At 70.9% G+C, this 18482-nt stretch carries 19 protein-coding genes; 5 read left to right on the forward strand and 14 right to left on the reverse strand.

From position 1 onward, the window contains the following. Nucleotides 1-92: 92 nt before the first annotated feature. From RM445_RS28415 to RM445_RS28425, 3 genes are all read right to left on the reverse strand, one after another. On the reverse strand, nt 93-275 hold the full coding sequence (locus tag RM445_RS28415; RefSeq protein WP_311559947.1) for a hypothetical protein: 183 nt from the start codon (nt 273-275) through the stop codon (nt 93-95). A 124-nt stretch (nt 276-399) separates the two neighbouring features. Further along, nucleotides 400-888 carry a hypothetical protein gene (locus tag RM445_RS28420; RefSeq protein ID WP_311559948.1) on the reverse strand — a complete coding sequence of 163 codons (489 nt, stop codon included), beginning with the start codon at nt 886-888 and terminating at the stop codon, nt 400-402. A 67-nt stretch (nt 889-955) separates the two neighbouring features. Beyond that, on the reverse strand, nt 956-2119 hold the full coding sequence (locus RM445_RS28425) for an IS30 family transposase (RefSeq protein ID WP_311559949.1): 1164 nt from the start codon (nt 2117-2119) through the stop codon (nt 956-958). 275 nt (nt 2120-2394) lie between these two features. Here RM445_RS28425 and RM445_RS28430 point away from each other — a divergent pair, with 275 nt between their 5' ends. After that, nucleotides 2395-2568 (forward strand): hypothetical protein, encoded by a 174-nt coding sequence (locus RM445_RS28430; protein ID WP_311559950.1) that lies wholly within the window; start codon nt 2395-2397, stop codon nt 2566-2568. 107 nt (nt 2569-2675) lie between these two features. Here the strand turns inward: RM445_RS28430 and RM445_RS28435 are convergent, their stop codons facing one another. Next, complete coding sequence (locus RM445_RS28435) at nt 2676-5564, reverse strand: BTAD domain-containing putative transcriptional regulator (protein WP_311559951.1); 2889 nt, start codon at nt 5562-5564, stop codon at nt 2676-2678. A 137-nt stretch (nt 5565-5701) separates the two neighbouring features. Between RM445_RS28435 and RM445_RS28440 the strand changes: the two genes are divergently transcribed. Further along, entirely contained in the window at nt 5702-6901 is a 1200-nt protein-coding gene (locus RM445_RS28440) for an NAD(P)/FAD-dependent oxidoreductase (RefSeq protein WP_311559952.1), read from the forward strand. 107 nt (nt 6902-7008) lie between these two features. Continuing rightward, complete coding sequence (locus RM445_RS28445) at nt 7009-7785, forward strand: alpha/beta fold hydrolase (protein ID WP_311559953.1); 777 nt, start codon at nt 7009-7011, stop codon at nt 7783-7785. Between the two features lie 44 nt (nt 7786-7829). On the opposite strand, the gene RM445_RS28450 is transcribed toward RM445_RS28445, so the two are convergent. From RM445_RS28450 to RM445_RS28495, 10 genes are all read right to left on the reverse strand, one after another. Further along, nucleotides 7830-8183: a nuclear transport factor 2 family protein gene (locus RM445_RS28450; protein ID WP_311559954.1), complete on the reverse strand. Its 354-nt coding sequence runs from the start codon at nt 8181-8183 to the stop codon at nt 7830-7832. A gap of 412 nt (nt 8184-8595) precedes the next feature. Next, nucleotides 8596-9342, reverse strand: coding sequence for a DUF1990 family protein (locus RM445_RS28455; RefSeq protein ID WP_311559955.1), 747 nt, complete (start codon nt 9340-9342; stop codon nt 8596-8598). Between the two features lie 434 nt (nt 9343-9776). Continuing rightward, nucleotides 9777-10475 carry a catalase family protein gene (locus RM445_RS28460; protein ID WP_311559956.1) on the reverse strand — a complete coding sequence of 233 codons (699 nt, stop codon included), beginning with the start codon at nt 10473-10475 and terminating at the stop codon, nt 9777-9779. 25 nt (nt 10476-10500) lie between these two features. Further along, the gene (locus RM445_RS28465; RefSeq protein WP_311559957.1) at nt 10501-10863 is read right to left on the reverse strand and encodes a Rieske (2Fe-2S) protein; all 363 of its coding nucleotides are present in this window, start codon (nt 10861-10863) and stop codon (nt 10501-10503) included. 41 nt (nt 10864-10904) lie between these two features. Then, nucleotides 10905-11993 carry an NAD-dependent epimerase/dehydratase family protein gene (locus RM445_RS28470; protein ID WP_311559958.1) on the reverse strand — a complete coding sequence of 363 codons (1089 nt, stop codon included), beginning with the start codon at nt 11991-11993 and terminating at the stop codon, nt 10905-10907. 107 nt (nt 11994-12100) lie between these two features. After that, entirely contained in the window at nt 12101-12247 is a 147-nt protein-coding gene (locus RM445_RS28475) for a DUF4383 domain-containing protein (protein ID WP_397469420.1), read from the reverse strand. 250 nt (nt 12248-12497) lie between these two features. Further along, on the reverse strand, nt 12498-12944 hold the full coding sequence (locus tag RM445_RS28480; RefSeq protein WP_311559959.1) for a DUF4383 domain-containing protein: 447 nt from the start codon (nt 12942-12944) through the stop codon (nt 12498-12500). Nucleotides 12945-13346: 402 nt separating this feature from the next. Then, nucleotides 13347-13628: a cupin domain-containing protein gene (locus RM445_RS28485; RefSeq protein ID WP_311559960.1), complete on the reverse strand. Its 282-nt coding sequence runs from the start codon at nt 13626-13628 to the stop codon at nt 13347-13349. A gap of 406 nt (nt 13629-14034) precedes the next feature. Beyond that, the gene (locus RM445_RS28490; RefSeq protein ID WP_311559961.1) at nt 14035-14349 is read right to left on the reverse strand and encodes a hypothetical protein; all 315 of its coding nucleotides are present in this window, start codon (nt 14347-14349) and stop codon (nt 14035-14037) included. Between the two features lie 483 nt (nt 14350-14832). Further along, complete coding sequence (locus RM445_RS28495; protein WP_311559962.1) at nt 14833-16086, reverse strand: FAD-dependent monooxygenase; 1254 nt, start codon at nt 16084-16086, stop codon at nt 14833-14835. Between the two features lie 548 nt (nt 16087-16634). On the opposite strand from RM445_RS28495, the gene RM445_RS28500 reads away from it, so the two are divergent. Then, complete coding sequence (locus RM445_RS28500) at nt 16635-16772, forward strand: hypothetical protein (RefSeq protein ID WP_311559963.1); 138 nt, start codon at nt 16635-16637, stop codon at nt 16770-16772. Between the two features lie 893 nt (nt 16773-17665). After that, a complete protein-coding gene (locus tag RM445_RS28505; RefSeq protein ID WP_311559964.1) occupies nt 17666-18046 on the forward strand; it encodes a hypothetical protein in 381 nt (126 codons plus the stop codon). Nucleotides 18047-18482 lie beyond the last annotated feature (436 nt).

Consider the following 18482-nt stretch of genomic DNA (forward strand, 5'->3'; position numbering starts at 1 on the left):
CCGCCCGTCCTCGAGGAAGACCGCCCGTCCGGTGAACGCGTCCGAGCTGCTCAGCCGGATGCTGAAGGGCGATGTCCCGGCCGGCGTGGTGATCATGCCCGCGCCGTCGAACCCGCCGCCGGCCGTACCTGCTTGACGTACCCCTGCAGACGGTCCCCGTCGGTGGAGCTTCCGCGCAGCTCGCCGTCCGCCAGCACGTCCACGGCGAACAGCCCAGCCAGCCTCCTGGGCCGGGTGCGCGCGGAACGGGGCGGTGCGTCCGGTGCGATCGCCACGTCGATCGTGCCTCCCCGGGTGGTCGCGCTCAGCCGGGCCGTCGTGCCCGCCCGGCCCGGGAACCACGGATCCGCTGGGTCAGGGAGACGGCGCCCGATGCCGGACACCGGGACGGTGCTCTGCTCAGTCCAGCTCGCAGTTCGTCTCACCCTCCGCATTGCAGATGTCCTGACCCGGGCCTCCGTTGGCGTTGTCGGTGCCCGGTCCGCCGATCAGCTGGTCGTTCCTCGGGCCACCGATCAGGAGGTCGCTGTCCGTGTCGCCGTTCAGCACGGAGGGCAGGGTCGTCTTGTTGTCGAGCACGTCGACACCCCCGCCGCCGTTGGCGTTGATGTTTTGCACCCCCCGACAGTGGACCACCCTCGTGTCGATCTGGATGCACCCGGGGCCGGCGGTCATTGAGGTGCTGTTGAGCTCGCGCACCTCGACGAGGTTGCCCACCGGCTCGAACCGGAGGCTGTTCGCCTCCGGCCCGCCCGAGAGGATCAGGTTGCCGAAGCTGACGCTGACCGTGTCGGCGGCGAAAGCCGGGGTGGCGAGCGCGACGGTGCCCGTGAGGCTGGCGGCGGTGAGCGCGGCAGCGACCACCGCGCGGTGGATCCGTGTGGTCATGATGAGTCCCCCTCGTGGGATCGGCGAGCCCTGTGTGAGCTCGTCAATGCAGATGCACGGGGGGAGGTCAGCGCCCGTTCACGCCGGGCCGGCGGTTGGGGTCATTAGGGGTGTTACCACGAAGGAGCCCGTCGTGGTGGCATGCTGTGTCCAACAAGAGTCGACGGCCTGTCGGACCGTGATCCTCGACCTCGAACCCAGGTCCTCCTGCGGCCACAGCCAGGATGTCGGCGTCGAAGCCCGGGGCCAGCCTGCCCTTCCTGCTGCCGACCCCGCAGGCCCGCGCCAACACGCTGGTCACAGCAGCCAACGTCTCCACCGTGCTGAAGCGGCGGAGGTCGGTGCCCTTGGGGAAGTATTGGCGCACCAGCCCGTTGGTGTTCTCGTTGGTTCCGCGCTGCCAGGGGCTGGCCGGGTAGGCGAAGTACACGCCCTGGTCGAACAGGGTGGCGAGCCGGTCGTGCTGGGCCATCTCCGAGCCTTGATCCCAGGTCAGGGTCTGGCGCAGGTGCTCAGGTAGCCCGGCGAGTCGCCGCTGAAGGGCTTGCCGGCAGGCGGTCGCGCTGTGCCCGTCGGGCAGATGGACCAGCAGCAGGTAGCGGCTGCGCCGGTCGACCAGGGTGCCGATCGCAGATCGACTACCCGGGCCGACGATCAAGTCGCCTTCCCAGTCTCCGAGCCGGGCGCGCTCAGACACCTCAGCCGGGCGGGCGTCGATCAGCTTCGCCGGGGCAATGAACCGGACCTGCCGCGCCATTGCCCTGCGCCGTCGTTTCCGCAGCGGCCGCCCGGTCCGCAGGCGGCGGGTCAATGTCCTGCTCAGCCCGCCCTTTCCGCCGTGGTAGAGCGCCTGGTAGATCGTCTCGTGGCACAGGTGCCAGTCCGGCCGGTCCGGATACCCGCTGCGCAGGTGCGCGGCGATCTGCTCCGGGCTCCATTCCAGCTCGAGCTTGGCCTGCACGATCTGGCGCAGCTGCTCGTCGCGGCTGAGCCGGTTGCGGCGCGGGCGTCGGGCGGCCTCTCGGGCGCGGGCATGAGCGAGGTCGCCGTCGTAGTTGCGGTCGTGGCCGCGCCGGTGGCGGCGCAGCTCGCGGCTGATCGTGGACGGGTTGCGGCCGAGCTCGGCGGCGATCCGCCGCACGCCCAGACCGAGCCGACGCAGGGTGGCAATCCGCTGGCGCTCCAACAGCGACAGGTAACGCCCCGACCGGCTGGCTTCGCCCCGTCGCACCGGTGGCAGCCCGCCGGTCTCGGACCGCCACCCGATAGCCGGTTTTGCGCCGATCCTGAGCGCCTTGCACGCCGCGACGGTCCCGACGCCGAGGCGAGTAGTCGCCAGTACTCGGCTTCCAACTCCAACTGCCGCTTGCGGCCCCGCCGTGCCATCTCCACACCCCTCGTCTAGCAGGTATGTTGCGACAAGCTCTGGAACCCGCAGAACGCTAGGGGGTCAGATTTCAGGATCCGTCGACAACTGGTGGTAGCCGATAAGCATGATCAGTCGCCGTGGCCCTCCGACTCGCCTCACTCATGCTCGGACGCGTGCTGAGCTGGCTCGTGCTGCTCGCCCGATCCGACGCGGCCAAGGACGCCGAGAGCCTCGTGCTGCGGCACGAGGTCGCGGTCCTGCCCCGACACAATCAGCGCCCGCCACTGACTTGGACCGATCGGGGACTGTAAGAACGTCGGCTCTGCCACAGAAGAGGTGGCGCTCCCGATGCTGCTGACACCCTTGGCCGTTCGAGAGCGCTCCAGAGCGAGAACTGGCCAAGGTTCGACGCGGCACATCACTCAGTGCGGGCACCGCCGGTCAAAGCGGTGACGAGGAGTCCGTTCGTGCGGGCGTAGTCGACGGCCTCGTCCAAGCTCATCGCCCGCCCTTCTGCCCATGCTTGAGCGATGCGCTCCTCGGGGTGTGCCGCACGGGCGGCTCGCCGTAGGTCGGGGAGGTCGGCGAACTCGGGGGGAACCTGGCCACCGGCGGACTCGGTGAGCGCTTCGGCGGCGCCGGCCAGACGAAGGGCACGGATGTGGTGCCCGAGCCGGTTCTCCAGGGCGGCGAGGTTGTCGAGCGTGATCGCGACGGCGGTGCGGTAGCCAATGGGAGCCAGTCCCTGCAGGGCTTCCAGGAAGCACGAGCGAGCGGTGTCGAACTGCCCCAGCTCGCGGGCTGCCCGGCCCAACTCGCTGAGTGCGTCCACCAACCCGAATGCGTCGCCCCGCTCACGATGCCGCCGGACGCTGTCGTGGGCCAGGTGCCGGGCGGTGGCGTAGTCCCCGGCGAGCCCGGTCATCATGGCCAGTGCCCACTGGGTGTCGGCGACGCCGACGGCGTTGCCGACGCTTTCGAACATCTCCCGGCTCTTCTCGAACAGCTGACGCGAGTGCGCCTTCGTCGGAACGAGACCGTAGGCGAAGGCGAGGTCGTAGGTGGCCTGTGCCCGGTTCGCCTGGTCGCCGACCTCGTCGCAGATGGCGGCCGCCTCCTCGTAGGCGGCTCGTACCGCCGCCACGTCGCCCTGCCAGTAGGCGAGGCCGCCTGCGGCGGACAGGGCCTTGGCCCGCGCGACCGTCCGGCGGGCGGCCGACGGCAGATCCAGCACCGCGGCTGTCCACCGCCGCCCTTCGGACAGGTGGCCGTCCAGGTGCCAGAAGCGCCACAGGGCGCCGACGATCCGCAGCCCGATGTCGGCGTCGTCGTGTTCGATCGACCAGCGAAGCGCCGCACGGAGGTTCTCGTGCTCGGTCTGCAGGGTGACGACCGACTGCACGAGCTGTGGGCCGCGCATGCCCGGCTCGGCGTCCTCGGCGACGCGGAGGAACCACTGCGCATGGCGGCGTTCGGCGCCGGTGCGGTCGTCTTCGACATTGAGCCGGTCCAGGGCGAACTCCCGGATCGTCTGCAACATGCCGAAGCGGACCTGTCCGTCGCCGGTGGGAACCGGGAAGACGAGGCTGGTGTCCGCGAGCACGGTCAGACCGGTCAGGACATCCAGGCCGGCTTCCTCGCCGGCGCAGACAGCGGCCGCGGCCTGCGGCGTGAACCCGCCTCCCAGCACGGAGACCCGGCGGAACAGGCTGCGCTCGCTGGCGGCGAGTATGTCGTAGCTCCAGCTGATCGCGGCGCGCAGGGTCTGCTGGCGAGCGGGGAGGTCGCGTGCGCCGGCCTCGAGCAGCGGCTCGTGGCGGTCCAACCTCTGCAGCATCGCCACGGGCCCCAGGACGGCGGAGCGTGAGGCGGCGAGCTCGATGGCGAGCGGGAGCCCGTCGAGCCGGCTGACGAGCTCCGCCACGGCCGGCGCGTTCTGCTCGGTGAGGGTAAATCGAGGCGCGGCCGCGGCGGCCCGCTGGGTGAACAGTGCCACCCCTTCGACCCGTGCGAGGGTGTCGAGCGACCCCGGGCCCGGGTGGGCGGTCTCCAGTGGCCCGAGCGGGACGACTTGCTCGCCACGGACGCGAAGGGGCGCGCGGCTCGTCACGAGGACTGTCAGTCCGGTCGCCGCCGCCAGCAGCTGCGTGACGATGGGCGCCGCGTCCAGCACCTGCTCGAAGTTGTCGAGCAGCAGCAGGAGGCGCCGGTGTCGGAGGTGCTCGTCGAGGGCCTGGCGTACGGGTCGTTCCCAGCCCTCCTCGCGGATCCTCAAAGTCGCGGCGATCGTGGGTACGACGAGGGCGGGATCGGTCACCGGCGCGAGGTCGACGAAGAACGTCCCGTCCGCGTACTCGCCGGACAACGCGGCCGCGACCTCGAGTGCGAGACGGGTCTTGCCCGTTCCTCCGGGTCCGGTGACCGTGAGCAGCCGGGTCGTCGCGAGCAACGCCGTCACGGCGGCCACCTCCGACTTCCGGCCGACGAAGGAGGTGAGCTGCGCGGGCAGGTTGGACCGTGTCCCGCCATCGGCGGAAGCTGTCAGCGCGATCGGTGGCCGCTGCGTCCTTGCGGTGCCGGGGTCGTTACGCAGGATCTGCGTCTCGAGGTCGCGCAGCTGCGGGCCGGGGTCGAGGCCGAGCTCGTCGGCAAGCAGCTCGCGGTACGCGCGGAAGACCTCGAGGGCCTCCCCCACGCGGCCGTCGATGTGAAGAGCCCGCATCAGCAGCTCGACCGGTCGCTCCCGCAGCGGTGCGCGAGCCATGACCTCGCGGGCGGTCGCGATGGCCTCGGTGGCGGCACCGGACTGCACGAACAGCGCGGCACGGTCCTCAAGCGCTGAAATCCGCAGCTCTTCGAGCCGCGCGGCCGCCGGACCGGCGAAGTCGTCGGCGAACTCCCCGTAGGCGGGTCCCCGCCACCACAGCAACGCGTCGTCGAGCAGCGCGCCCGCCCGTACCGGATCTGTCGACCAGACCGAGCGAGCCGCGCGGTAACCCGATTCGAAGCACTGCGCGTCGACGGACGCCGGGTCGACGACCAGAACGTAACCCGGCGGGCGGGTGACGATCGCCGTGCCCACCGGCCCGAGCCGCGTCCGCAACCGGGCGACGACCTGCTGCAGCGCGTTGGCGGGCGCGTCCGGCAGCTCCTCCCCCCACAACGCCTCCACCAGGCGGTGAACGGGAACGACCGAGTTCGGCTCCAGCAGCAGGGCGGTGAGCAGCGCTCGCGGCCGTTGCCCGGACAGAGGGATCGGACCGTCGTCGGCCTCGGCCTGCAGCGGTCCGAGCACTCGGAAAATCATCGTCGGCCACCCCTCGGCGCGAGAGGCGTCAGTCTCGCACCGCCCGCGCGTCAGCGCGATGACCTCGCCATGTCAGCGCCACACCGCACGCTCGATCCACGACGCCGCGACGGGCGGCGACCGAGCAGGAGGACCCGATGTACGACGTGATCGTGGTGGGAGCCCGGTGCGCCGGCGCATCCACCGCCATGCTGCTGGCCCGCCAGGGACACCGCGTGCTGCTGGTCGACCGCAGCACATTCCCCAGCGACCTGCGGCTGTCCACGCATCTGGTGTGGCAGCCCGGGGTCGCGGCGCTGAAACGTTGGGGACTGCTCGACGAGCTCGTCGCATCCGGCTGCCCGCCGATGACGACCGCCGCGATGGACGTGGGTGGGTTCACCGTCACCGGCACGATGCCGGCGGCCGACGGTGTGCGGGAGGCGTACGCCCCGCGACGCATCGTGCTCGACGCGATCCTGGTGAACGCCGCGGTCGAGGCGGGCGCGGAGCTGTGGGAGGGCTGCACCGTCGACGAGCTGCTCACCGACGACAGCGTGGGGGCGGGGCCACAGGTCCGCGGCATCCGCGGGCACCTCCGCGGCGGGCGAACGGTCAGTGCGACGGCAACGGTCGTAGTCGGCGCTGACGGCATGCGCTCCCCCACCGCCGCCCGCGTCGGTGCATCCATGTACTTGGCACGCCCGGCACGGCAGGGCACCTACTTCACCTACTGGAGCGGCCTCCCGAGCCGCGTCAACACGCTCTACCCCCGCCCGTACCGCTCGGTGGTCACCATCCCCACGAACGACGACCTGACGCTGGTGGCCGTCAACTGGGCCATCGACGACTACCGCGCCGTCCACCACGACATCGAAGGCCAGTACCACCAGACCATCGCCGAGGCCGCGCCGAAGCTCGCCGAGCAGCTCCGCGGAGGCCGTCGCGAGGATCGGTGGATCGGGGCTGCTGTGCCGAGCTGGTTCCGCCGCCCGTACGGGCCGGGCTGGGCACTGGTCGGCGACGCCGGCTACCTCAAGGACCCCTGCACCGCGCAGGGCATCACTGACGCCTTCCTCCACGCAGAGCTGCTTGCCAACGCCCTCGACGACGGACTGCGCCACCGCGAGCCGTTCGGCAAGGCCCTCGCGGCGTACGAACGGCAGCGCAACGCGGCCGTCATGTCGATGTACGACTTCACCTACGCCACGTCCGCGCTCGCGCCGCCCACCCCGCAGGAGGAGAGGCTGTTCACGGCCATGCGCGACGACCCCGTCCTCGTCGGGCGCTTCCTCGGAGTCTTCGCCGGGACAGTGGCAGTCCAAGACTTCTTCGCCTCGCCGTCAACGGCCGCCTGACCAACAGATGCCTCCTGGTTGCCCGACCGCAGCGACGGCCAGCACGCCGTCATCGTGCTGATCACCACTCGACACCCCGACAGCAACAACGAAGAAGGAACACAGTCATGACAACAGACACGACACCCGGCACATATCCGGGCACCGACATCCACGTGGAGGCCTGGGGGGACGGGACGCCGGTGGTGCTCGCCCACGGGTCGTTGGCCACCGCGGCCGAGGAGTGGGAGGGGCAGCGACCGCTCGCCGACGAGGGCTACCGTCTGCTGGCGCCGGACCGCCGCGGCTACGGGCGGAGCCCCGCAGCCTTCGGTGAGGACTTCCTGCGCGATGCCGAGGACATCGCCGCGCTGATGGGCGACGGCGCGCACCTGGTCGGCCACTCCTACGGAGGCCTCGGCGTGCTCTTTGCCGCCGCCCGCCGCCCCGAGGCGACCTTGTCACTGGCCCTTCTCGAGCCGGCAGCATTCGCGCTCGGTCACCAGCATCCCGCCGGGCGAGCGCTCGTCGACGAGGTCCGCCGCATGTGGGACCAGGACATCCCCGACCAACAGTGGGTCATCGGCTTCCTCAAGGCGGTCGGCAGCGATCCCGATGAGTTCTCCCCGGACTTCCTTGCTGCTGCACTGCCGCTCGTGCCGGTGCTGCGCCGCGGCCGGCCGTTCTGGCACCCCGACCTGCCACTCGAGGAGCTCGCCGCGGCACCGTTCCCCAAGCTCGTCGTGTCCGGCGGGCACAGCGCGGGGTTCGACGCCATTTGCGACGACCTCGCCGAGCGGATCGGCGCCTCCCGGGCCGTGGTCGCGGGCGCCGGACACGAGATCCAGTTCACCGGCACGCCCATAAACGACACGTTCCTGGCGTACTGGCGCACTACCCGGTAGGCGGGCGGAAGTAGGTAGGGCATCGCTCCATGCCTGCCGGCGCCTCAAGCTTTCACATAGGAGAGAATCTCGGCGACCTTCCCGTGGCGGACTCGCACGACGTCGACTCCTCGGACATGTCCGCCACTGAAGCGGCAGGTCCAGCGCACCACCGCGCGATCGCCGCGGGCGAGCATCTCCTCACCGTCAAAGACCGGAGAGGAGCCGAGGAACTCCGTCATCGCCTGCCGCACCGCCGCTTGGCCCTCGTGGCGTTGCCCGTCAGGGGCCGGCGTGAAGGACTCCCAGACGCAGTCGTCGGTCATGGCCGCCATGAAGGCGTCGATATCACCGCGATCGAACGCGGCATCCAGCCGTCTAACGGCCTCGACCGTTGCGCGGGTAGCCTCGTCGTCCACGCCGTCCCCCGACGTTGCAGTGCGGCCAGTATGCCTCTAAAAACGCGTTGGATCGTGGGCGGCTGTCGTGAAACGGCGCCGGTGATGCGAAACGCCGCCGTACCGGCGGCGAGCCTCGTGGTCCTCCGCCCAGGAGCACCCGCAACGACACTCACAGATCACATACTCGATCTTGCGCACCTCGATGTGGGCCGGCCTGCTCCCGGCTACCCGGTCGTGAGAGGACATGTGCGCGCGCTGGCTCAGCCAGTGAGCACGGGGAGCGCTGCCTCCGCTTCGGGCCTGCGGATGGCCGAGCTGCTGGGGACGCTGTCGCTGTCAGCGGACCTGGGCCTGGGGCAGCCGTTGGAGCACGTGACGTGTGCCTCTGATCAGATGCGGCGAACCTTCCGCTTCAGCGGGGCGAAGGCGGTCAGGACTCCGGCACCGGTTCGTCGACCCGCCGCGTGTGCACCCGCACGCCGCCGACCAGCCGGCCCCCGCTGCCTCTCACCACGCCGAGGCAGGTCTCGGTCCAAAGGTTGAGTTGGATCTCCTTGGCCAGCAGGAGCCGGTTGTAAAGCAGGTGCGAGAGCCGGTCGCCGGGCCGCGCCCACGACTCGATCTCGAAGTGCAGCCCCTCGCATTCTCCCTCGTTGACCCGTCGCGCCCGGAACTCAATCTGCCCGGCCTCCAGGTGCCCGTGCAGCGTCGCGAACCGGATGGACGTGGCGGTGCGGGCGATCACCTGGACCGGGCCGTCCCACGGGCCGGGCATGCGCACCACATACTCGTCGCCGACCCGCATCTCCCCCGGCTCGCCCGCGGTCTTGACGAAGACTGCGGCGTCGACAGGCGTGGCATGGTTCGGGTCGGCGGCCAGATGAGTGACGGCATCCTCCGGTCCCACCTGCGCCCCCTTGATCCATACGGCGTACCTGCGGTGCAGCAGCGTCCCGTAGCCCTGCTCGGGCGTCTGCAGGCTCTCGCGCTCCACGCCCTCGGGCAAGGGTGGCGGCATGTCGTCCGGACCGCCGACCTCGTCGACGCGGTAGACCGGGGTGATCCGCCAGACGTACCGAAAGGCGATCGCCGTCAGCCCGATCGGCCAGCGGAGGACAATTTTCGCGCGTTGCCGGAGGCCGCCGGGTCTGCGGTCGGAACGGGCAGGTAGCAGCACGATTCCCCGGGTACCCGCCGCTCGTGACCTCCACCCCGGTCGTGTTGCGGCGGCGACACCGCCGCCGGCCGCTCGGCGCTGACCCCGGGCAGCTCGGGGCAGGCCCCGGACCGGGCCCACGACGCTGCGGGCTACCGGGCCGGGCGCCCCGCCCCGGCGGCGTTCGACAGCCCGGTGGCCGCACCGCTGCCCTCCGCCGGCAGGCCGCCCCCGGCCCGCGCCGCCGGTCGACCCCTATGACACCGCGCGTCCCGGCGACCCGGTCGGCGCCCCGACGTCGCCCACTGGGCCCGTCACCGGGTACCCGGTGACCTGCGGCCCGGCGCGACCACCCTCGAGCTCGTCGGTGTCTCGGCGCCGCCGGGTTCGCGCGGGTACCGGGCCCAGGGTCGTACCCGACCGCAGGATGCGGGACGGCCACCCGATCCGGCCGGCTACGCGTCGGCCGCATCGTCGGGGCGACGGCACAACGAGGCCGGCTCGGCGTTGCGGCCCGTGCGGGACCCGGTGTACGCCCACTCACGAAGCGCGCTCAGCGGGCGGACCAGATGCAGTCGCGGTAGCGCGTTCAGGATCGGGTCGAAGGTGATCGACGGGCCGTCCTCGCGCACCGATTCCAGCACCAGCCGCCCGATCGCGCAGCGCTCCCCGAGGACCGGCATCTCGCTGACGGTGAACGCCACCGGCCCGTTGCGGACGGCCGTCGCCACATCACCCAGATCCGCGCCGGCCGGAACGATCCCGGCGTCGGCCTCGAGGCCCAGCACGAGCCGTCGCCCGTCGACGACGTAGGGCAGCACCGTGCTGTACGGCCGGCCCCACCAGTTCCCGGACGGCAGGAGCGCCATGTGGGCGATCCCGCGCCGGCCCGTCGACGCCAGCAGGACGTCGAACAGGCGGTCGTCCCCTGCAGAGATCCGCAGAGCCATCCCGAGCAGGTCCGGGATTCGACCCGGGAGCCCGATCGACTTCGAGGCCCGCACCACCGCCGGTCGCGACCGAGAGCCGGCCAGGGCACGTCCGGTGGCCGATCCGGGGTCGATGGTCAGCGTGGCGTCCACTGCGGTGCCGCGGGTGTGCACCGCCCGGCCGGACCGCCACCGGGCGAGGACGCCGAACATGAACTCGACCACTCGTTGGGTTCTGCCCATCGCCGGCCTACCGGCGCTTCTCGACCGTGATCCGTCCAGCCCGGCGTACGACGCGGCCGACGCGCAGCTTCAGGCGCTTCGCGTAGGCCAGCACGAGCGCGCTGTAGCCGGGCGTAGGACCGCGGTAGAACAGGATGCCCTGCGGGCCGTCCACCATGGCACCGGTCCGGACGTCGTAACGGCTGGCATGCCACGGGCAGACCAGGCAGCCGTCGGCGTCCACCGTGCCCTTGCTGAGGTCGGCGAGCTGGTGGCGGCAGCGCCGGGACACGGCGAAGTCCTCCCCGCCGCTAACGCCGACGGCCCATTCGCCGACGCGGCGGACACCGCCCGCGGCCATCGGGGTGTCGGGAACGGTCTGTTCGTTCATCGTTGCCTCCGGGTGGAACGCGAGCAGCTCGGTGACAGTGATCAGGGAAGCGGGCGCTTGACGATCGGACCGCGGCGCGCCAGCGCGGACAGCTCGGCGGCCACGGAACGCGGGCGCAACGCCGGGCTGGCGGTCGCCGCGGCGTCCGCCATGCCGGTGAGGACCTCGGCCAGCGCGGTGCGGGCGTCGATGGTCGGCGACCACCCGAGCTCTGTGCGCGCCCGCCTGGTGTCCAGCAACGGAACGGCGAACGCCAGGTCGATCCAGCCGGCATCAAGCGGTTGCAGCCGCAACCGCCAGGCCAGGTCGACGGCGGTGCGCAGCACCGTGCGCGGCAGGTGCACCGGCCGGGCGCCCAGCACGTCGGCGACCAGCTCGCGGGTCACCGGAGGGTCGGCGGCCAGGTTGAACGCCCCAGTCGCCCGCCGCTCCAGCGCGCGGGCGACCGCATCGGCAACGTCATCGGCGTGCACCAGCGGCACGACGAAGTCGCGGTCAAGGGGCAGCAGCGGGACGTGCCGCAGCATCGCGGCCGGAAGGTAGGCCGGCATGCCGTAGCGCAGCAGGGCACTGCCGGCGTCGCGCTGCACGATCAGGCCGGGCCGCATCCGGGCGACGGCGGTGCCGTCGGGGTGGCGGCGCTCGTGTTCGTCGAGCAGCCGTTCAGCCGCGACCTTCTCGATGCTGTACGCCAGGCTGTCGATGCCCCCGGTCGGCCACTCCTCGGTGACCCGGGGCCCTCCGGGCGCACCGGGATCCGGGCCGGGGGAGTAGGCGCCCACCGACGACATGTGCACCAGGTGCGGGACACCCTCGTCCTGCGCGGTATCGACGACCGCCCGGGTGCCCTCGACGCCCAGCCGGTCCAGATAGGCCACGTCATGCGACGGCTGGAATCCCCACGCCAGGTGCACCACCGCGTCGGCGCCGCGGAGCACGGGCCGCAGCGCCACGTCCACACCTGGTTCGGCGAGATCGAGCGCGACCCACGAGGCTGTCCGGTACGGCGGGGAGTCCGGGGGCGGCCGCCGGCAGACGCCGACCAGCTCGTGCCGCCCGCCTTCGCTCTCGAGCCGGCGCAGCAGGGCCGTGCCGACGTTGCCGCTGGCACCGGTGATGACGATCCGCACAGATCCCCCATCCCTGCGCTGGTGGCAGCCCGCTTGTCGAGGTGCCCGATCGAAGCTCCTCCAAACCGGCGCCGGCGCTGCGAAAGCGGCAGCTGCTCAGTGCTCGGTTATCCGGTGGTGCGGCCGCGGGTGTCGCGGGTGAGCAGTACACCGAGGGCGATCATGCCCGGTGCCAGGACGAGGTGCAGCGAGTTGTCGGCGTCGTTGACGGGGACAAAGTTGGCGGCGCTGCGATCCCCACCCGCGACGATCACATCAGGAAGATCTTCTGGCGGGCCGCGCTGATCGACCGGGCGCCCTCGGTCCTCACCCCGCCCCTGACCGTACTGACGCTCGGAGCAATCGCGGTCACCGCACTCGTCGTCGCCGCCCGGTTCAGCACCGTCGCCGCGGCGCTGGCGTCGCGGCCGACGCCGGGTACGCCGGTCGCCAACCTGGCCGCATCAGTGCAGGCGGCCCAGGGGCGTCCGGGCCGCCTGCACCCAACAGCGGGCGGACGCAGGGTCAGTCCAGGGCGCGCCGGTTCCGCCCGAGCAGAACGCCGAGCCCGATCATGCCGATTGCCAGGACGAAGTGCAGCCAGTCATCGGCGTTGTTCACCGGCACGAAGTTGGCCGGTGCGTCCTGGCCGATAAGCAATCCGTAGAGCCACAGCACGGCGTAGATCACGCCGCCGCCGATCAGATAGTTGCGCGCCCCGGTAGCGGTGCGCGCCATCGCGACGCCGGCGGCGCCGAAGAGCAGGTGCACGATGTTGTGCAGGATCGACACCTGGAAGACGCCGAGCAGGAGGGCGCTGGACATGTGGCCGGCGAACTGAAGCTGGTCGTAGTTCGTCGTGAGCCCGGGGATGAACCCGGCGATGCCGACGAGCAGGAACACTGCCCCGACGACCATGGCGGCGATTTGCACAGGCCGCCGGGCGCCGAGGGTGGGATCGGAACGGGTCATCACTGTGTCCACTTCCACTTGGCGGGAAAGGCTTGCAATCCGGCGGTACCCAGGGGCCCTCTACTGAACCGATCGCGGCCCAACCGTCACCGGCCCGACACCTTTCCGCGACGCGGTGCGCAGCCCTGGAAGCGCAAGGACGCAGGCTTATCCTCGAACGTGCGTTCGGGCGTCGGTGGCGTGCTCAGCGGCGTGGCCTTACCCGTCGGGCACAAGTCCCTTCGGCGCTGCGGCAACGAGGACGATCACGGGCCGCGGGGGTGGTCGTGGCCGTCGCCACCGAGACGATCGTGCCTGCGCGGCGGGCGCCGTCATGCGGTACCCGACGACTCCTGCGCGATCGCGTGGGTTTGACCGGCGGCCGCGCCAGGGGCCGACCTCGGGCAACTGTCGAGGCAGCGATCAGCCGCCCGCGTTCTGGATGTGCCGCAGCACCTCCTGGAGCTGAGCCGTGAGAGAAAAGTCCACGTACGCGCAGTCCTCCAAGGCTTCCGGGGCATGCCCGGGGGCCCAGTAGAACGCCTGGCCGGCCTCATAGGTGTGGTCCCCCGACGGGGTGCGCATCAGCAGCGTGCCCTCAAGCATGTAGCCCCAGTGCGGGCACTGGCACATGTCGCCCGGCAGCCCCGCCAACGCGGGACCCAGGTCGGTTCCCTTGGCGAAGCGGAAATACCCGACAGTCATCTCGCCGACCTCGGATAGCCGGACCTCGACATTGTCGTCCTTGAGTGCGATAGGGACATCGGCCGCCCTGATTGATCGCATAACGCATACCCCTTCCCCCGTGGAGGTCGAGCAGCGCGCCCCGTACCGCGAGCAGGTGCTATCTCCCGGCCTACCTCGGTCCCGTCGACCTCGTGCGTCTCGGCCTCGGCGATCATGCTCTTCCGTAAGCCGCCGGTAAAGACCTCGATTCCGGCGGGATGTCGACGATCAGGCCTCCCGGCCATCGACTTCACCACCACCTCGCCGAACTCGGCTTCGGCCAACCCGCGCCGGCGACCCGCCGTGCTCAAAGGCGTGGCCGGAACGCCGACCTCAAGCCGCACGAACGGCTTGAGGTCGTCCACGTATTTCACCGGCACCCGGCTCACCGGCTGCCGGGCTGCCAGGTCTCCCGTACGTCGAGGTTGTAGAACTTCGGCGGGGCGTCGCAGAGCTTGGCCAGCTGGCCTGCGTACTCGCTGACCTCTGGCCGGTTCGAGTTCTCCATCGCGGTCTCGTACGAGTCGAACTCGACGATGCTGAGGTAGAACCCGTCACGGTCGCGGTCGGCCGTGATGGTGCCGCGGCGCGGGGCCGAGGACCGCCCGTCGTCGAGCCGGTTGCGCAGCTCGCGGATCAGCGCTTCGACCTCGTCGATCCGGGAGGTCTGCATCTCGATGATCTGAGTGAAGCCGGCCATCGTCTCCTCCTGCAGGTCCTGGGTCAGACAGCGTCCTCCCCACCGCCTGCCCCCACAAGGGCGCTCGCGGAGCAGCTGGGCCGAGAGACAGTCCGATTGACGGTTCGATGGCGGAGCTCAACCCTGGGTGATTACGAAGTCACGCTCGATCGCCGCCGCTCCAAGCAACGGTTTCCCGACAAAGCTACCCGCGGTCGGGCCATTGGGGCAGCCGACAGGACCTGTCCTCGGCCCGGTCGTCGACCGTGCTACTGCGACGGCCCGACGAGCCACGGCTCCGGCTCCGGCTCCGGCTCCGGCTCCGGTCGTCGGACTCGTGGCCGTTCCCGTAGAAGCGGTTCACAGTGCGGCAGTGGTGGCCGAGGGTCTCCTGCTGCACCCGCCGACGCACGCCGTCGGTGCAGGCCACGCCCAGCTCGTTGCGGTCAGCGTTGCTGTCACGGCAGCCGGGTGCTCGTCGTGCGGGCCGCGAAAGGGTGCCGGTCAGGGCGGGGGTGGCAGCCGGAGCCGCACCGGTCGGCAGCCGAACCGCAGGTCATGCTGGCGGCGCAGCCAGGCGGTCTCTGCCCAGCGGTGCCCGCCCAGGAGGCGGGCGCCGTGCCGGGCCAGGGTGTATCGCCAGCTGCCGGAGCGGGCGTGGCCCTGGCCGCGGGACTCCCGGCGCTGCAGCCGCTGCGCCCGCTCCATCTCCGGTTCCCGTTCGACCTGCACCGCTCGGCACGCGGCGTCGACCGCCTCGACCCCGAGCTGGCCCGTCAGCGCCGGGACGAGGTGGTTCGCGGCCACCACGGCGTCACGCAGGGCGAGGTTGATGCCCTGGGCCCGGACCGGGGACATCGGGTGCGCCGCATCGTCGAGCAGCAGCACCCCGGGCGCGGTCCACGCCGGGCATCGCCCGACCTGCACGGTAAGCCGGATCGGCCCCTCGATTTCGCCGCGGCACGCGAGCAGGTGCGCGGCGAGGAAAGCCGGCGCGGCGCGCACCGCGTCGGCCAGCCAGTCCCCCGTGCCCGACTCCCACGGCCGCCCCTTCGGCATCACCACCCCGTACTGCAGCCGGCCGTCCCAGGAGACGTAGCCGACCGCCGGGTGGGTCCCGGCGCGCCCACAAAGTAGGAAGCCGGAGCGGTACGCGAGCCCACGGGGTGCGGGCGCGGTGAACCAGACCACGTCGTAATCCTCGGTCGACCGGGCCAGCGCCAGCCCGGCGTGCCTGCGCACCGACGACCCGCGCCCGTCACAGCCGAGGACAAGATCGGCTCTTTCATCCCAGCCCGCGGCGCCACCACCGGTTCGCACCAGGCGGGCGCCCACCACGCGCCCCCGACCGTCCCGCACCAGCTCGGCCAGCCGAGCCTCCGGATGAAAGGCGAACCCCGGGTAGCGGGTGGCCCGGTCGAGCAGCCGCGCCAGCAGCGCCGGCTGCGACACCACCCGCACCGCTCGCCGGCCGAGCTGCGCGACGGGCTCCGCGACGGGCTCCGCGACGACGAGAACCCGCTCGCCGTCGATCCAGGTGTCCCGGGAGCCGATCGTGCGGCTCGGCACCTCGTCGAGCACCCGGCCCACCCCCATCTCGTGCAGGGCGTCGATGCCGAGCGGCAGCAAGACCTCCCCACGGAACAACCGCCCCGGCATGGCCTCCCGCTCGACGAGAACAACCCCGACCCCGTAGCGCGCCCGCAGCAGCGCCGTGGCGACCCCGGCCGGCCCCGCACCCACGACCACAACCCTCACGCCACCCCCCGGAGCACACCGCGGCCCGCCCTGACCACTCCCGCAGGGCGCCGTTCATATGGTCGAGGCGTCGGCGAGGACCACGGTTCCCGACGCGCCGTCCACATTGACCAGTGCCCCATCGTGATCAGCTGGGTCGCGGCGTGACACGACGGCGACATCGGCCGCGCACTAACTCCGAGCATGCGATGCGCGAGTTCGTGGCCCGTTGCCGGCGGGCCGGCACACGACCATAAAGACACTCATTCCCGCAACCCGGACGGCAGGTGTGGTTCACCGTTCAGTCGATACGTCTGATCCCCGCCTGCCTCCCGCAGCGCAACACCGGCTGTTCGCGTCGGGCGGCGGGTCGGCCCACAGCCCCGCCAGGGCGAAATTTTCGCCGCCTATACGTCCTCGAGGCACTGGAAATGGCACAACGCGGCCAGCCGCTTCACCGCCCCGACGTAACCAATCAGGAGCAGACGCGACAACCTTGCAGTGATCGACATCGCGACCGTCCCAACAGTGCCCGACCACAGCCCGACCGCCTACGTCGTGGTGTCGGCGTGAGCGTTGTCATCATCGCGGTGTCCTGCGGCGCGCTGCTCCTGGTCGCCGGGGTCGGCGGCTATGTGGCCGGCACCCGGCGGCGACCACCGAGGCACGGCAGTGTGCAACTGCGGGCACCGCGCCGCCGGCGGTAGGGGTTCCCGCGGGCTGAGCAGCTGAACGACCGGAGTCCCACCGTCACCCCGTCGCTGGCAGCACCTGGATCTGCGCGTCGTGCGCATCCCGATATATCTGTAACGGGAAGGTAACGGGCGCAAGATCGGGGCCGACCCCAAGCAGACCAGCCGGTCGGGCGTCCCCTTCCGCCGCGACCTGCCGGTTGCACGGCAGGGCCCCGTCTCGCAGCTGGAGGCGGGGCGCTGTCGCATCAGCCTCCCCCTCAAGGCCTCCGCACGAACAACGTAAGTCGACTAGTGTCCGCCTCGGCCGGCCGTCGCCAATTCTGATGATGACCGCCCTTTTAGCGCAGGTGACGAGGCGGTTAACGTCGTAAGCCCCGCGGTGCGAGCCCCAGGGTGTGAGCAACCGGCCCAGGGGAACTGCCGCCGCCTTCGCGGCTGGCATGTTGGGTGCGAGTTCCATCATGATCAGCCCCATCACGCCATGGCCCCTGGATGTCGCGGTCCTCGGCTTGGCGCTATTGGTGCTGGCCGCAGCCGTCCTGACGACTGGCCTTCTGCGGAACCGGTCCTGATGCCCTCGGCCGACAGGCGCGCCACGCCGCGGGCGGTGGGAGCCTTCACCTGCGCCTCAGTGACGACGATCCGGAGCGCGCACCCGCCGGCCGCTGACGGCACCTTGTCGAGCTTGCCCATGACGAGTGCTCGCGTCCCGGTCGGGCCGGACGACCTCGACCTCGAGGCGGTCACCGGGGCAGATCTTGTAGGACGGGCGCATCGACATAAGCCCCAACAGGCGCCGCACGAGCGGAGCGCGAAGCGTTGACCAGCGGGCGGGTCACGGAACGGGGCCGCCGGCCCACACCGTCCGCGCGTTCTTCGCCGACCGACCTGCACTACATCACCGCGTGATCAAGCCTGTAGCCAACGAAATCTTCAGTAACAACCAGGTGCACTCGACCGACCAGGCAATGGTGGACGTCCTGCCGCACGACATCACCACGCTGCCGCACGTACTCGGCAGCGACCTGATCGAATATCTGGCAACTGCCTCCGCGGGAACTCGGAGCAGGCCCGATGTCTGGGACCCCTTCGTAGAAGCTGCTCACGTGGTCGACCCGGGCCGTTGGTACAGGACGTCGTTCGACGCCGCCCCCGAGCGGTCGGTCACTCGTTGGTTGCCGCCGGACGAATCGGGCTTGGCAACGGTCGCCATCTATTTACAGGGGTCCGAGACGGCCGTACTGATCAGATACGAGTCCCCGGAGCGATCGAACCGTCGTCGGTGACACCCCGCACTCCGCCGTGAGAGCCGAATCAGTCGAAAGTCCGGTCGAACAAGCCGAACCAGCACGCTGCTGTTCTGGATGGTCCGCATGCCACCCCGACTAGACGAGTAAGTCCTAACGGCGTGCCTGCCCGGGACGTGGCAGGAGGGTGTTGAAGATCCGTTTGTGACGACAGACCTCAACACCCTCCTAACCCAGGGGGTCGGCAAAGTCGCGGTGAGTAGGCGCTGAGCTGCGGCGACACGCGGGCGGAGGTACGGGTGCGGGCACGGCTCCAGTGGTGATCTTGCGGTTCTCACGCCGTACAAGACCATCACCTGGAGTGCCGTGCCCGCGTCTGCATCTTCGTCGATCGCTGCTGTCGCCGACCAGGTGGGAGGCGTGGAGCTACCCGATCCAGTTGAGGTGGCCGCCGATCTGCGTGAAGCGCTGGCCG

It is taken from the genome of Pseudonocardia charpentierae (assembly GCF_031845345.1).
Classification (GTDB): domain Bacteria; phylum Actinomycetota; class Actinomycetes; order Mycobacteriales; family Pseudonocardiaceae; genus Pseudonocardia; species Pseudonocardia charpentierae.